Source organism: Billgrantia sp. NRB1, from assembly GCF_056921725.1.
This window is the reverse complement of the sequence record NZ_CM167783.1, coordinates 3,499,375-3,513,132: the sequence shown is the minus strand read 5'-3', so window position 1 is coordinate 3,513,132 and position 13,758 is coordinate 3,499,375. Positions and strand designations below refer to the sequence as shown.

Below are 13,758 nucleotides of genomic sequence, written 5' to 3'. Positions count from 1 at the left end.
GGTGGCGAGGGCTGGGTAGGCTGGGGGCAGACTTGCTGTGGAGAGAGCCGTGACGGTCCCCGCCCCCCTCGACCAGGCGCTGCCGGCGCCGCGCATTGCCGACGAGTCCATCCAGCTGGTGGATGCCCGCAACCGCCCCTGCGGCAGCGCTCCGCGGGCGCTGATGCGCCGCTTCCGGTTCTGGCATCGCGCGACCTATGTGGTGGTGTGCAATGCCCGCGGCGAGCTCTGCGTGCAGCGCCGCACCCTGACCAAGGAGGTGTTTCCCGGCGCCCTCGACCTCGCCGCCGGTGGCGTGGTCGGTGCCGGGGAGGCGGTGCACGTGGCGGCTCGCCGTGAGCTGGCCGAGGAGCTGGGGATCCGCGGAGTGCCGCTGCGCTATGCGCTGCAGTTCGTGCATGCCCAGGGCGGCAACCATATCTTCGGCAGCGCCTTCGTCGTCGACTACGATGGCCCCCTGACCCTGCAGGCCGACGAGGTCGCCGAGGCCTTCTGGGTCCCCCTGGGCGAGGCGCTGACGATGGCCCAGGTCACCCCGGATACCCGCCAGGCGGTGGAGGCGCTGGTGCGGGAAGGCTGGCTTAACGCGCCGGCATGACGCCGCCGGCGGCCGCGGCGGGCTGGCGCCGCCGCAGACGACGTGGCATCGTGATAGGTGACTCCAAGGCAGGCAAACCATGTCCATTCATGACCATGAATGCCGCACCTACAGCGGCGAACCGTTCAATCTGGCAGCCCTGCAGGGGCAGGTGCTGTTGATCGTCAATGTGGCCAGCCGCTGCGGCTTCTCCTCCCAGCTGCGCGACCTGGAGCGGCTCTATCGTCGCCATCGCGAGCGGGGCTTCACGGTGCTCGGCTTTCCCTGCAACCAGTTCGCCCGCCAGGCACCGGAGTCGGCGCTGGATTTCTGCGTCCACTGCTCACGGGAGTACGGCGTGACCTTCCCGCTGATGCAGAAGGTCAAGGTCAATGGGCGCGGCGCGCATCCGCTGTTCGTGGAGCTCAAGCGCGCAGCGCCGGGGGTGCTGGGCACCACGGTAATCAAGTGGAACTTCACCAAGTTTCTGGTGGCGCGCGACGGGCGCGTGCTGCAGCGCTTCTCACCGGGGGAGAACGGTGAGGCCCTGGAGCTGGCCCTGGAGCGGGCTCTGGATGAACATTGAACTCAGTGGGGCGTTTCGCCCCGGGCGATCATCACCCGCAGCATGAGCTCGTTCCAGCGGTGGCGTGTCATCATGGTGGTCAGCCCCGAGAACAGCGACCAGCTCATGCGTCGCCAGCCCTTGAGCCGCAGGTTGTGGGCCACCAGCCGCTGCATCAGCTTGTAGTCGTCGAACTCTCGCCATTCGCCTGCCATGGACATCTGGTTGCGCGCCAGCACCGGCGCCAGCTCGATGCGAAAGACCCACTCCAGCTCGTTCAGGGTCAGGTCGTGGTGCTCGATCACCTCCACCATCCGCGCGAAATCGCGCTCGCTCGGTTCGCGGTCTAGCCACAGCGGGGCCAGCGCCAGCCACAGCTCGCCGCGCTCATCGACCAGCGTCTGCGCATCCATCGTCGTCTCCTGCCTGCGCGTTACCCGGGAAAGGCATCCTGCCCCACTCGGCGGCGCGGCTCAAGAGCGGGGCAGGACAGGGGCGGACAGGACGGGTGGCGGCCGCTAGAATATCGCCATAGCCTACTTTACTCGCTCGGGCGGCGCCTGCGGGGCGCCCGCCATCAACAACGAGGTCTGTCGTGATCATCAAACCCAAGGTTCGCGGTTTCATTTGCACCACTACCCATCCCGTCGGCTGCGAGAAGAACGTGCTCGAGCAGATCGAGGCGACTCGCGCCCGCGGCCTGAACGCCCAGCAGGGCCCCAAGAAGGTACTGGTCATCGGCGCCTCCAGCGGCTATGGCCTGGCGGCGCGTATCACCGCCGCCTTCGGCTACGGCGCCGACACCCTGGGGGTCTTCTTCGAGAAGCCCGGCAGCGAGAAGAAACCCGGCACCGCCGGCTGGTACAACAGCGCCGCCTTCGACCGCTTCGCCAAGTCCGAGGGGCTCTACAGCCGCTCGATCAACGGCGACGCCTTCTCCCACGAGGTGCGCGAGAAAGCCATCGAGCTGATCCAGCAGGACCTGGGGCAGGTCGACCTGGTGGTCTATTCGCTGGCCTCGCCGGTGCGCAAGCTGCCCGACTCGGGCGAGCTCAAGCGCTCCAGCCTCAAGCCGATCGGCGAGACCTATCGCGCCACCGCCATCGACACCAACAAGGACACCATCATCGAGGCCGAGGTCGAGCCCGCCACCGAGCAGGAGATCGAAGACACCAAGGCGGTGATGGGCGGCGAAGACTGGGAGCTGTGGATCGAGGCCCTCGATCGCGCCGGCGTGCTGGCCCCCGGCGCCCGCAGCGTCGCCTTCAGCTATATCGGCACCGAGATTACCTGGCCGATTTACTGGCATGGCGCCCTGGGCAAGGCCAAGGAGGATCTCGACCGCGCCGCCGGCGAGATCGATGCCCGGCTCAAGGCCAGCGGGGGTGGCGCCAACGTGGCGGTGCTCAAGTCGGTGGTGACCCAGGCCAGCGCCGCCATTCCGGTCATGCCGCTCTATATCGCCATGGTCTACAAGGTGATGAAGGAACAGGGCCTGCACGAGGGCACCATCGACCAGCTCAACCGCTTGTTTGGCGAATGCCTCTACGGCAGCGACTGCAAGATCGACGAGGCGGGCCGGCTGCGTTTGGACGACTGGGAGCTGCGCGACGACGTCCAGCAGGCGTGCAAGGCGCTGTGGCCCAAGGTGACGACCGAGAACCTTTTCGAGATCACCGACTATGCTGGTTACAAGCACGAGTTCTTGAAGCTGTTCGGGTTCGAGCGCGACGACGTCGATTACAATGCCGATGTGAACCCGGACGTGAGCTTCGATGTCGTGACGGTATAGTCCCGGCGAATCGAGGTCCCGTACCCGATGGGCCGGGCACACACCCCAAGGAAGCGCTGAACAAATCGCCGAGCGAGATGAAGCGCAAGGCGCCCGGCGCACAGGAACCGGAGCATATGGGGTATATGTGAGGATTCCGCGCACCGCGCAACGCAGCGATTCGCTCGCGCAGGCATTTGTGCAGTGTTTCCCCAAGCCGATGGAGAGCTGCGATGGACACCAGGGAAAGCAAGACCTTGGAAGAGGAGCGCCAGCACCTCAAGGAAGTGAGGGAGCCGGAGGATTTCGACAACCCGGAGCCGGACGAGGATCAGCCGGAGGCCAAGCAGTCGCCCCAGAACCTGCACTGGGTGCTGCTGGTGGCGGCGCTGATCGCCGGGGCGATTCTGATCTTCACGCTGGTCTGGCCCTGAGGCCCCCACCCGCCGGCCCGGCGATCGGTAAGGGCCGTTCGCGTTGAGCGAGCGGCCCGATAATCGCTGCGTTGCCAGCCGATGTTCGGCGCGGCCCGTGCCAATCGAGTAAGATCACAGCCTCGATTCGGCTCACGGCGCTGCGTTCCATGCCCGATACCCCCATCCCGCAATCCGCGACATCGCCGACCCGTCGGGTCGGCGTTCTCACCCTGCCCGGCTTCTCGCTGCTCGCCCAGGCCTGTGCGCTGGAACCGCTGATGGTGGCCAACCAGCTGGCCGGCTGTCGCCTCTACCGGGTGCAGGCCTTCAGCGCCGACGGCCGTGAGGTGCCGAGCCTGGCCGAGCTAAGCCTCGCCGCCGGCCAACCCGTCGAGAGCGTGCCGGATGAGCTGGAGATGCTGATCGTATGCGCCCCGAGCCCGCTGCCTGCTGCCGTCGAGTCGCTGCCCCTGGCCTGCCTGCGCCGGCTGGGGCGCAGCGGCGTGGTGCTGGTGGGGGTCGGTGGGGGGACCGAGTTGCTGGCCCGCGCCGGCGTGCTGGACGGCTACCGTGCCACCCTGCCGTGGCAGCGTTTCGCCGCCTTCACCCGCGCCTTCCCGCGGGTGCGACTCACCCAGCAGCTGTTCGAGATCGACCGTGACCGCCTCACCTGCGGCGGTGGCACGGCGGCGATGGACATGATGATGACCCTGATCGCCGCCCATCACGGCAGCGAGCTGGCCGAGCGGGTCTCCGAGCACTTCGTGCTGGAGCGCATTCGCATGGCCGACGAGCCCCAGCAGGTGCCGCTGCGTACCCGCCTGGGCCATGCCCCGGCGCAGCTGGTGGATGCGGTACAGCTGATGGAGGCCAACATCGAGGAGCCGCTGACCACCCATGAGCTGGCCGAGCACCTGGGGATCTCGCGACGCCAACTGGAGCGGCTGTTCAAGAAGTATCTGCAGGCGGTGCCCGGCCGCTACTACCTCGACCTGCGCCTGCAGGAGGCGCGTCGGCTCCTGCGCGAGAGCGAGCTGCCCGCCGGGGAGATCGCCCTGAAGACCGGCTTCTCCTCGCCGGCCCACTTCTCCACCGCCTACCGCAACCACTTCGGAGTGACCCCGCGCGAGGAGCGGCTGGGCTGAGCGCCATGGCGGGTCTGTCGCCGCTCAGGTGTCGGCTGCCTTGTGGGCTAGCAGGGTGCGAAACAGCGACCCCATCAGCACCGGCCGGTCGAGGGTGACGGTGAAACCGGCGGCTTCCAGCAGGGGGCGGGCCTGGCGGGTGATATCGGTGGCCAGCGCCGAGGTCAGGACGTTGAGCGCTCGGCGCGTCACCCGGGCAGGGGACTCATCGGCCTGGAACTTGTCCATCACGCACAGCTGGCCGTCTGTGTTCAGGACGCGGTGGGCCTCGGCCAGGCCCCGCTCGGGGTGGGGCATCACCGCCAGGATCAGGTGCATGATCACCGCGTCGAAGCTGCCGTCAGGGTAGTCCAGCGCCTCGGCGTCCATCACGCGACAGAGCGCGTCAATGCCCAGGTGCTCGGCACGGGCTTCCAGGCGCTTGACCATGGCCGGCGACAGGTCGGTGGCATGCAGCTCCACGTCCCGCGGCAGCCAGGGCAAGTCCAGCCCGGTGCCGGCGCCGACCAGCAGCACGCGCATGCCGGGTTGCCAGTCCACCTGCTCCAGGGACACCTGGCGTGCCTTGCGAAAGGCGCGATCGGCCACCGCATCGTAGATCGGCGAGTAGAGGCCGTAGCGGATTCGATTCCAGCGGGTGGTATTGAACATGGCTCGCTCCTTGCCAGACCAACAGTCTAGCAGCCTGTGGGACTTAACACTGATCCGCTACACGATCCTGACCGGCGGTGATGACACCCTGCGGTCACAGCCTTTTTCACAAGTCGGGGTCCCATTGCTGAAAGCCAGCGCGAGGCGCGCTCCCTATACTCGGGTGATACTTCGCTTGCCTATTTCTCGATGGAGGGAGACCGACATGAGCCAGACCCCGACCCGCGCCGATTTCGATCAGTACATGGTGCCCAACTACGCCCCCCAGGCCGCCATCCCGGTGCGCGGTGAAGGCAGCCGCCTGTGGGACCAGCAGGGGCGCGAGTACATCGACTTCGCCGGTGGTATCGCGGTGAACTCCCTGGGTCACTGCCACCCGGTGCTGGTCGAGGCGCTCACCCAGCAGGCGGGCAAGCTCTGGCACCTCTCCAACGTCTACACCAACGAGCCGGCCCTGGCGCTGGCGCGCAGCCTGGTGGAGCGCACCTTTGCCGACAAGGTATATCTCTGCTCCTCGGGCGGCGAAGCCAATGAGGCGGCGCTCAAGCTGGCGCGTCGCTGGGCCCACGATACTGCCGGCGAGCACAAGCACCGCATCGTCTCCTTCTCGCAGTCGTTCCACGGCCGTACCTTTTTCACCGTCAGCGTCGGCGGCCAGCCCAAGTACTCCCAGGGCTTCGGGCCGGTGCCCGGCGGCATCGTCCACGGCGAATTCAACGACCTGGACAGCGTGCGCAATCTGATCGATGACGACACCTGCGCGGTAATGGTCGAGCCGATGCAGGGGGAGGGCGGCATCGTGCCGGCCACGCCCGAGTTCCTGCAGGGGCTGCGCGACCTGTGCGATGCCCACGATGCCCTGTTGATCTTCGACGAGGTGCAGACCGGCGCCGGCCGAACCGGCAGCCTGTTCGCCTACATGGAGTACGGCGTCACGCCGGATATTCTGACCAGCGCCAAGTCGCTGGGCGGCGGTTTCCCGGTGGGCGCCATGCTGACCACCGACCGCATCGCTCCCTCCATGGCCATCGGCACCCACGGCTCCACCTATGGGGGCAATGCCCTGGCCTCCGCGGTGGCCCTGGCCGCCGTCGAGCATATTGACACCCCGGAGGTGCTGGCCGGCGTCAAGCGTCGCCACGATCTGTTTCGCGAACACCTGGAGGCCATCAACCGCCAGCACGGCGTCTTTCAGGAGATTCGCGGTATGGGGCTGCTGATCGGTGCCCAGATGGCGCCCGAGTACGAGGGGCGCGCCAAGGATATCCTGCCGCTGGCCATCGAGGAGGGACTGATGGCGCTGATCGCCGGCCCCAACGTGCTGCGCATGGCCCCCTCGCTGGTGATTCCCGAGGCGGATATCAGCGAGGGCATGGCGCGGCTCGAGCGCGCCGTGGCGAGGCTGGTGGCCGGCCAGTGAGGTCCGGGCATGCCCCGCAAGACGTCGACCCACGACTCGGAGATCCAGCCATGATGGTGGTACGCCCCGTGCGGCCGGCCGACCTGCCGGCCCTGGAGCGGCTGGCGGGCTGCGCCACGCCGCGCCTGACCAACCTGCCGGCCCATCGCGACCGCCTCGAGGAGCGCATCGCCCGCTCGCGGCAGGCGTTCGCCCGTGAGGTGGACTTCCCCGGCGACGAGCACTACACCTTCGTGCTCGAGGATCTGGAGCGCGGCGAGGTGGCAGGCACCGCCACCATTCGTGCCGAGGCCGGCGCCAGCGAGGCCTACTACACCTATCGCCAGGAGACCCTGATCCACGCCTCCCAGCAGCTCAACGTGCGCCGCGAGGTGCAGACCCTGGCGCTCTCCCACGAGGTCTCCGAGGCGACCCTGCTGTGCGCCCTGTCCCTGGACCCGCGCTACCGCGGCACCAGCGCCGAGAGCCTGCTGCGCCGGGCCCGGCTAATGTTCATCGCCCAGTACCCGGAGCGCTTCGCCGACATCCTGGCGATGGCCTTTCCCGGCTACCTGGACGAGGCCGGCGAGTCGCCGTTCTGGAACAGCGTGGGGTGCCATTTCTTCGTGCGCGACTACCATGAGATCAACTACCTGGCCGGGGTGCGCTCGAAGAGCTTCATCGCCGAGGTGATGCCGCAGTTCCCGCTCTACCTGGCGCTGCTCACCCCCCAGGCGCGCGCCGCCATCGGCCGCGAGCACCCCGACCACGAGGTCGCCATGGCCGAGATGCTGGCCGAGGGATTCCTGCGCTCGCGCCACGTCGACATCTTCGATGCCGGGCCGGTGATCAAGGGCGAGCGCGAGCGGCTGGCCAGCTTCCGCCGTGCCGCCTGGCACCCGGTGCGGGTGCGCCCGGCACATTTGCTGCCCGACGCCGAGCCCGCCATGGTGGCTAACCAGCGCCTAGGCGACTTCCGCTGTGTGGTGGCGCGCTATGCGCTGTCGCCCACCGGCCAGCTGATGCTCTCGCCGGCCCATGCCGATCTGCTGGGCGTGGAGGAGGGGCGGGCGGTGCTCGCCGCTCCCCTGGCCCTGCCCGGCAGCGACGACGACGAGCCCGGATTCGACGAGGGGGAGCTGTGATGCGTATTCGACCGATCGCCGAGGGCGACCTGGCGGAGCTGCAGGCCCTGGCCCGGGAGACCGGCGTGGGCTTCACCTCGCTGCCCGACAATCGCGAGTTCCTGGCGGCCAAGATCGCCTCGGCGGTCGCCGCCTTCGAGGAGCGCACGCCGGTGGACCGGCGCAACTACTTCTTCGTGCTGGAGGACGAAGCCAGCGGCGAGCTGGCCGGCTGCTGCGCCATCGAGGGGCAGGTGGGACGCGAGGTGCCCTTCTACCACTACCGGCTGGGTACCCTGGCCCACTCCTCGGTGCAGCTCGACCTGCACCGCACCATCGATACGCTCTTCCTGAGCTCGGACCATACCGGCGATGCCGAGGTGGCCTCGCTGTTTCTGCGCCCACAGTATCGCGGTGCCGACCGTCGCCATCAGCGCAACGGTGCCCTGCTGTCGATGATGCGCTGGCTGTTCATGGCCGAGTTCCGCGACCGCTTCCCCGACAAGGTGCTGGCGGAGATGCGCGGGGTGTTCGACGAGCGCGGCAAGAGCCCCTTCTGGGAGTGCCTGGGCAGCCACTTCTTCCCGCTGGACTTCGACGAGGCGGACCGCCTCACGGGGCTGGGCCAGAAGAGCTTTATCGGCGAGCTGATGCCCAAGTTCCCGATCTACACGCCCTTCCTCTCCGACGCCGCGCGGGCCTGCATCGGCCAGGTTCACGAGCATACCCGCCCGGCCCTGGCCATGCTCAAGAAGGAGGGGCTGCGCTGGGAAGGCTTCATCGACATCTTCGACGGCGGCCCCACGGTGGAAGCCTACATCGACGACGTTCGCGCCGTGCGCCGGTCGCGCCGCTGCCGGGTTGAGATCAAGCCGGCCGATGAAGTCCCGGCACAGCGCCCGCGGTGGCTGGCGGCCACCACCGGCATGGCGGACTTCCGCGCCGCCTGGGTCGCCGCCGGCCCCGACCAAGACGACATCATCACGCTCAACGCGCAGGAGGCAGAGCGGCTCGGCGTCGCCGCCGGCGATGCCCTGCGCGTCCTGGATACCGAGGAGACACCTTGATGAACGCCACGCAGCAGCTATTGATCGGGGACGCCTGGCAGGGGGGCGAGGCGGAAGGCTTCACCAAGCGCGACCCGGTCTCCGGTGAGACCCTGTGGCAGGGGGCAGCGGCCTCCGATGCCCAGGTAGGCGCGGCGGTGGCTGCGGCCCGGGCCGCCTTCCCGGCCTGGGCGCGCACCCCCTTCGCCGAGCGCCAGGCGCTAGTGGAGCGGTTCCGCGAGGTGCTGGAATCCCACCGCGAGGACCTGGCCCGGGCCATTGCCGGCGAGACCGGCAAGCCGCTGTGGGAGGCACGCACCGAGGTGGGCGCCATGATCGGCAAGGTGGCCATCTCGGTGCGCGCCTACCAGGAGCGTACCGGCATGCGGGAGCGCGACCTGGGCGATGCCCGCGCTGTGCTGCGCCACCGTCCCCACGGGGTGATGGCGGTGTTCGGCCCCTACAACTTCCCCGGCCATTTGCCCAACGGCCACATGGTGCCGGCGCTGCTGGCCGGCAACACGGTGGTCTTCAAGCCCAGCGAGCAGACCCCGCTGACCGCCGACCAGGCCCTGGCCTGCTGGCAGGAGGCGGGCCTGCCGGCGGGGGTGATCAACCTGGTGCAGGGCGGCGCACCGGTGGGCCAGGCGCTCTCGGCCCATCCCGACATCGACGGCCTGCTGTTCACCGGCAGTGCCAAGGTGGGGGGGCTGCTGCATCGCCAGTTCGCCGGTCAGCTGGACAAGATCCTGGCGCTGGAGCTGGGCGGCAACAATCCTCTGGTGATCAAGGACGTGCCCGACCAGGATGCCGCCGTGCTGACCATCCTGCAGTCGGCCTTCCTCTCCGGTGGGCAGCGCTGCACCTGCGCGCGGCGGCTGATCGTGCCGGAGGGGCAGGTGGGCGATCATCTGCTCGATGCCTTGAGTGATGCCATGGCCCGGCTGCGGGTGGCCGGCCAGTTCGACGAGCCGGCGCCCTTCTACGCCGGCCTGGTTAGCCCCGGAGCCGCCGACGGCCTGCTCAAGGCCCAGGATGATCTCGAGGCGCTGGGCGGCACGGTGCTCTCGCGCATGGAGCGGCTGCGCGAGGGCACCAGCCTGCTGTCGCCGGCGCTGATTGACGTCACCGGCCTGCCGGTGCCCGACGAGGAGCACTTCGGCCCGCTGCTCAAGGTGTATCGCTACCGCGACTGGGACGAGGCGATCGCCCTGGCCAACGACACCCGCTACGGTCTCTCCGCCGGCCTGATCGGCGGCGAGCGCGCCGACTGGGACGATTTCCTGCTGCGCATCCGCGCCGGGATCACTAACTGGAATCGCCAGACCACCGGCGCCTCCGGCGATGCCCCCTTCGGCGGCGTGGGGGACAGCGGCAACCACCGCCCGAGCGCCTACTATGCGGCCGACTACTGTGCCTATCCGGTGGCCTCCATGGAGAGCGAGGACCTCCACCTGCCCGATCAACTGCCGCCGGGGGTGAGCCTGTGAGCATCGACGACCGCCAAGCGGACTACCGGGAAGTCAACTTCGACGGCCTGGTGGGGCCGACCCACAACTACTCGGGCCTGGCGCTGGGCAACGTTGCCTCCATGACCCACGAGGGGCTGGTGGCCAACCCCCGCGAGGCGGCGCTGCAGGGGCTGGCCAAGATGAAGGCGCTAAAGGACGCCGGCTACGCCCAGGGCGTGCTGCCGCCCCAGCAGCGCCCCGACCTGGGGGCCTTGCGTGCGCTGGGTTTTGCCGGCAGCGACGCCGAGGTGCTGGCCCGGGCGGCGGGGGAGGCGCCCCAGCTGCTGCGGGCGGTCTGCTCCGCTTCCAGCATGTGGACAGCCAATGCCGCCACCGTGACCCCCAGCGCCGACGCCGCGGACGGCCGGGTGCACTTCACGCCGGCTAACCTGCAGTCGAGCTTCCACCGCTTCCTTGAGCCCGCCACCACCGGCCGGGTGCTGGCGGCGATCTTTCGCGACGAGGCCCGTTTCGCCCACCATCCGGTGCTGCCCGCCACCCCGGCGTTCTCCGACGAGGGGGCGGCCAATCATACGCGCCTGGCCGGCGATCACGGCGAGCCCGGCGTGCACCTCTACGTCTATGGCCGCCAGGCTTTCGGCTGGGGCAGCGAGCCGGGGGTGGCTCCCCGGCGCTTCCCGGCCCGCCAGACCCTGGAGGCGAGCCAGGCGGTGGCCCGCCAGCACGGCCTGACCGAATCGCAGACGGTATTCGCCCAGCAGCATCCCGAGGCGATCGACGCCGGCGTGTTCCACAACGACGTCATCGCGGTGGGCAACGGGCCGGTCCTGCTCTACCACGAGATGGCCTTCCTCGACGAGCAGGCCACCCTCGACGAACTGCGCGCCAAGCTGGCCACGCCACTGATCCCGGTGCGGGTGCCCACCGAGGCGGTGAGCCTCGCCGACGCCGTGGGCTCGTATCTGTTCAACTCCCAGCTGCTCTCCAACCCCGATGGCACCATGACCCTGGTGGTGCCCGGCGAGTGCCAGGAGAACGAAGCGGTGTGGCGCACTCTTCAGGACCTGCTGCTGGCGGGCCCCAATCCCATCGGCGAGGTGGTGGTCAAGGACGTCAAGCAGAGCATGCGCAACGGCGGGGGCCCCGCCTGCCTGCGCCTGCGGGTGGTGCTCTCGGCGGCGGAACGCGCCGCGCTCGCCGGCCGGGTACTGCTCGACGATGCCCTCTACGGCGAGCTCACCGCCTGGGTCGAGCGCCACTACCGCGACCGGCTGGCGCCCGCGGATCTCGCCGACCCGCAGCTGGCCGTGGAGTCGCTCAGCGCCCTGGACGAGCTCACTCGCATTCTGCAGATCGGCTCGGTGTATCCGTTCCAGCGGGGGTGAAGGGGCAGCCCCCTGAGCCCCGGCCCGTCTGCTGGCGAGCCGGGGCTTTAACGATTATGGTGGAGCCTCACCGCTAAGGATGGTTTCAGGAGCCCCGGCATGACCGAAGCAGCCCGCATTGAGCGGCTGAGCGCAGACGCCGAGACATGACGGCTGTTTCACCGCTGGCGCTGTACCGCGAGGCGGTGGAGCGCCAGGGCTTCGTGCCGGATGAGGCGCAGCGGACTGCCGCCGTCCGGCTCGACGCCTGCCACCGGGCGCTGCACGATAACGCCGCCTCAGATGGGTGCCAAGCCATACCCGGCGTCTATCTCTGGGGCCCGGTGGGGCGCGGCAAGACCTGGCTGATGGACGGCTTCCACCGACATCTCCAGGTGCCCGCCCGGCGCTTGCACTTCCACCATTTTATGCGCTGGGTGCACCAGCGCCAGTTCCAGCTGAGTGGCACCGCCGACCCACTCATCGCGCTGGCGCGGGAGCTTGCGGCTGAGGTGCGCGTGCTCTGCCTCGATGAGCTGTTCGTCAACGATATCGCCGATGCCATGCTGCTCGGCCGACTACTGGGCGCGCTGTTCGACGAGGGACTCGTGCTGGTGTGCACATCGAATCAGGCACCGGATGGGCTCTATGCCGACGGTTTCAACCGCGACCGCTTCCTGCCTGCCGTGGCGGCCATGAGGCGTTGCATGGAGGTGGTCGAACTGGATGGTGGGCAGGACCACCGGCTGCACCCAGGCAAGCCCTGCCAGCGCTACTGGGTGAGCGAACCCGGCCGCCCGAGTGTACTAGCGGCCGTTTTCGAGCGCTTGAGCGAGGAGGAGACGACGAGCACCGAGCCCAGCGCCGAGTTCATCGAGCTGGGGCATCGCCGGATTGCGGTGGAGCGGTGCAGCGAGCGGGTGGTGTGGTGCCGCTACGCTGAGCTGTGCGAGCAGCCGCTGGCCGCGCTGGACTTCATTGCGCTGGTCGACGAGTTCGACCATATCCTGCTCAGCGAGGTACCGCAGCTTAACGATGCCCATGCTCTGGGCGGCATCGCGCGTGGTACCGAGGATGGTATCGAGCGTGTCGAGGCCGGGGAGAGGGAGCTGCCGCCGCTCTCGCGCCGCGACGACGGCGTGCGTCGCTTCATCGCCCTGGTGGATGAATGCTACGACCGTCGCGTACCGCTCTATGTGGAAGCCGAGGTGCCCATGGAAGAGCTCTATCCCCACGGCTATCTCGCCTTCCCGTTCTGTCGTGCCCTGAGCCGCCTGCAGGAGATGCAGCTGGAAAGGTTTGGTGGACTACCTGCAAGCGGCTCAACCGACTACGTCATTCGGTAAGCGGCGCCCCGATACACTGCCTGAAAACCTCGATCATGGGGCCGTAATCGCAGTAGTAAGCAGCGATGTTGGCTCGAATCCACTCGTCCCGTTCCAGCCGGGCCCACGATATCTCGTAGCCGCAATTAATGATCAGATGCTCGAAGAGAATACGCTGCGCCCTGCCGTTGCCTTCCCGAAAGGGGTGCAGGACATTGAGATCGCCGTAGAACTCTGCGGCGGCAACTATCAAGTCGTCACGCTCAAGGTCTGTGTACCAGTTGGCTCGCACTAACTGTGTGAACAGCTTGTTGGCTTCCGGTTCAATGCGGTCGCAATGGCAAAAGCGCGTATCGCCTTTGGAAATATCTATGGTACGGATTTCGCCGGCCCAAGGATAAAGGTCACGGAAGAGCTGCCTGTGCAGCGCCTTGAGATAGTCAAAATCGTAGGGCGGGGGAGTGAAAGGAATCCCGTCGGCAGCAATGATCGTCAGCTCGCGTTCGGCTTCCTGCAGGATTGCATCGTCACGAATATCGAGGAGATTCTTGAAAACGCTGCTACCGTCGTAACAGTAGGGATCCTGGCCGACGCCGTACTTGTCCATGAAAACGGCTAGTGGCACGCTCAACGCTGGCGATATTTTTCCAGCGTGGCGGACTTGCTGGGCAGCGCGTGCAGTGGTGCATTGGGAGCCCTGAACCCTTCCAGGCGCAGGCTGGCCGCATAGTTGTGCTGCTTGACCTTGGCAAAATAGTCCTGCTTGGTCTTGAGGGATACCTTGGTCATGGGGATTGCCTCGAATTTTCCGATGCCCGTATTTTAACGTATATCGGCGCACGATGCTTCCTTCCCGAGCGCTAGTCGCTGTAGTCGGACCAGTCGCTGTCGCTGGAAAAGTGC

15 protein-coding genes are annotated in these 13,758 nt (G+C 67.9%); 11 read left to right on the top strand and 4 right to left on the bottom strand.

The features are described 5' to 3' along the window. Positions 1–49 precede the first annotated feature (49 nt). Together ACZIYR_RS15940 and ACZIYR_RS15935 are read left to right on the top strand one after the other, a co-directional pair. The gene (locus ACZIYR_RS15940; RefSeq protein WP_483527383.1) at positions 50–598 is read left to right on the top strand and encodes an NUDIX hydrolase; all 549 of its coding nucleotides are present in this window, start codon (positions 50–52) and stop codon (positions 596–598) included. 79 nt (positions 599–677) lie between these two features. After that, a complete protein-coding gene (locus ACZIYR_RS15935) occupies positions 678–1,163 on the top strand; it encodes a glutathione peroxidase (protein ID WP_483527382.1) in 486 nt (161 codons plus the stop codon). 2 nt (positions 1,164–1,165) lie between these two features. Here the strand turns inward: ACZIYR_RS15935 and ACZIYR_RS15930 are convergent, their stop codons facing one another. Next, entirely contained in the window at positions 1,166–1,555 is a 390-nt protein-coding gene (locus ACZIYR_RS15930) for a DUF7079 family protein (RefSeq protein WP_483527381.1), read from the bottom strand. A 182-nt stretch (positions 1,556–1,737) separates the two neighbouring features. On the opposite strand from ACZIYR_RS15930, the gene fabV reads away from it, so the two are divergent. From fabV to ACZIYR_RS15915, 3 genes are all read left to right on the top strand, one after another. Beyond that, positions 1,738–2,934 (top strand): enoyl-ACP reductase FabV, encoded by a 1,197-nt coding sequence (gene fabV / locus ACZIYR_RS15925; protein WP_483527380.1) that lies wholly within the window; start codon positions 1,738–1,740, stop codon positions 2,932–2,934. A gap of 212 nt (positions 2,935–3,146) precedes the next feature. Further along, on the top strand, positions 3,147–3,347 hold the full coding sequence (locus ACZIYR_RS15920) for a hypothetical protein (protein ID WP_483527379.1): 201 nt from the start codon (positions 3,147–3,149) through the stop codon (positions 3,345–3,347). Positions 3,348–3,496: 149 nt separating this feature from the next. Continuing rightward, complete coding sequence (locus tag ACZIYR_RS15915) at positions 3,497–4,474, top strand: GlxA family transcriptional regulator (RefSeq protein ID WP_483527378.1); 978 nt, start codon at positions 3,497–3,499, stop codon at positions 4,472–4,474. A gap of 24 nt (positions 4,475–4,498) precedes the next feature. Here the strand turns inward: ACZIYR_RS15915 and ACZIYR_RS15910 are convergent, their stop codons facing one another. Further along, positions 4,499–5,125, bottom strand: a complete 627-nt coding sequence (locus ACZIYR_RS15910; protein ID WP_483527377.1) for a class I SAM-dependent methyltransferase — start codon at positions 5,123–5,125, stop codon at positions 4,499–4,501. A 205-nt stretch (positions 5,126–5,330) separates the two neighbouring features. Between ACZIYR_RS15910 and ACZIYR_RS15905 the strand changes: the two genes are divergently transcribed. The 6 genes from ACZIYR_RS15905 (at position 5,331) to zapE (ending at position 12,876) form a co-directional block, all read left to right on the top strand. Continuing rightward, entirely contained in the window at positions 5,331–6,545 is a 1,215-nt protein-coding gene (locus ACZIYR_RS15905) for an aspartate aminotransferase family protein (RefSeq protein ID WP_483527376.1), read from the top strand. A 50-nt stretch (positions 6,546–6,595) separates the two neighbouring features. Then, the gene (locus tag ACZIYR_RS15900) at positions 6,596–7,669 is read left to right on the top strand and encodes an arginine N-succinyltransferase (RefSeq protein WP_473034751.1); all 1,074 of its coding nucleotides are present in this window, start codon (positions 6,596–6,598) and stop codon (positions 7,667–7,669) included. Continuing rightward, positions 7,669–8,715, top strand: coding sequence for an arginine N-succinyltransferase (gene astA / locus ACZIYR_RS15895; protein WP_483527375.1), 1,047 nt, complete (start codon positions 7,669–7,671; stop codon positions 8,713–8,715). Before ACZIYR_RS15900 ends, astA begins: the two co-directional genes overlap by 1 nt. Further along, positions 8,715–10,184 carry a succinylglutamate-semialdehyde dehydrogenase gene (gene astD, locus ACZIYR_RS15890; RefSeq protein ID WP_483527374.1) on the top strand — a complete coding sequence of 490 codons (1,470 nt, stop codon included), beginning with the start codon at positions 8,715–8,717 and terminating at the stop codon, positions 10,182–10,184. Before astA ends, astD begins: the two co-directional genes overlap by 1 nt. Beyond that, positions 10,181–11,551, top strand: coding sequence for an N-succinylarginine dihydrolase (gene astB / locus ACZIYR_RS15885; RefSeq protein ID WP_483527373.1), 1,371 nt, complete (start codon positions 10,181–10,183; stop codon positions 11,549–11,551). Before astD ends, astB begins: the two co-directional genes overlap by 4 nt. A 146-nt stretch (positions 11,552–11,697) precedes the next feature. Continuing rightward, the gene (gene zapE, locus ACZIYR_RS15880; protein ID WP_483527372.1) at positions 11,698–12,876 is read left to right on the top strand and encodes a cell division protein ZapE; all 1,179 of its coding nucleotides are present in this window, start codon (positions 11,698–11,700) and stop codon (positions 12,874–12,876) included. Here the strand turns inward: zapE and ACZIYR_RS15875 are convergent. Continuing rightward, positions 12,866–13,462, bottom strand: coding sequence for a putative adenosine monophosphate-protein transferase Fic (locus tag ACZIYR_RS15875; protein ID WP_473034748.1), 597 nt, complete (start codon positions 13,460–13,462; stop codon positions 12,866–12,868). The two genes, zapE and ACZIYR_RS15875, sit on opposite strands and share 11 nt — an antisense overlap. A 20-nt stretch (positions 13,463–13,482) precedes the next feature. Next, entirely contained in the window at positions 13,483–13,644 is a 162-nt protein-coding gene (locus ACZIYR_RS15870; RefSeq protein WP_473034747.1) for a YhfG family protein, read from the bottom strand. Positions 13,645–13,758 lie beyond the last annotated feature (114 nt).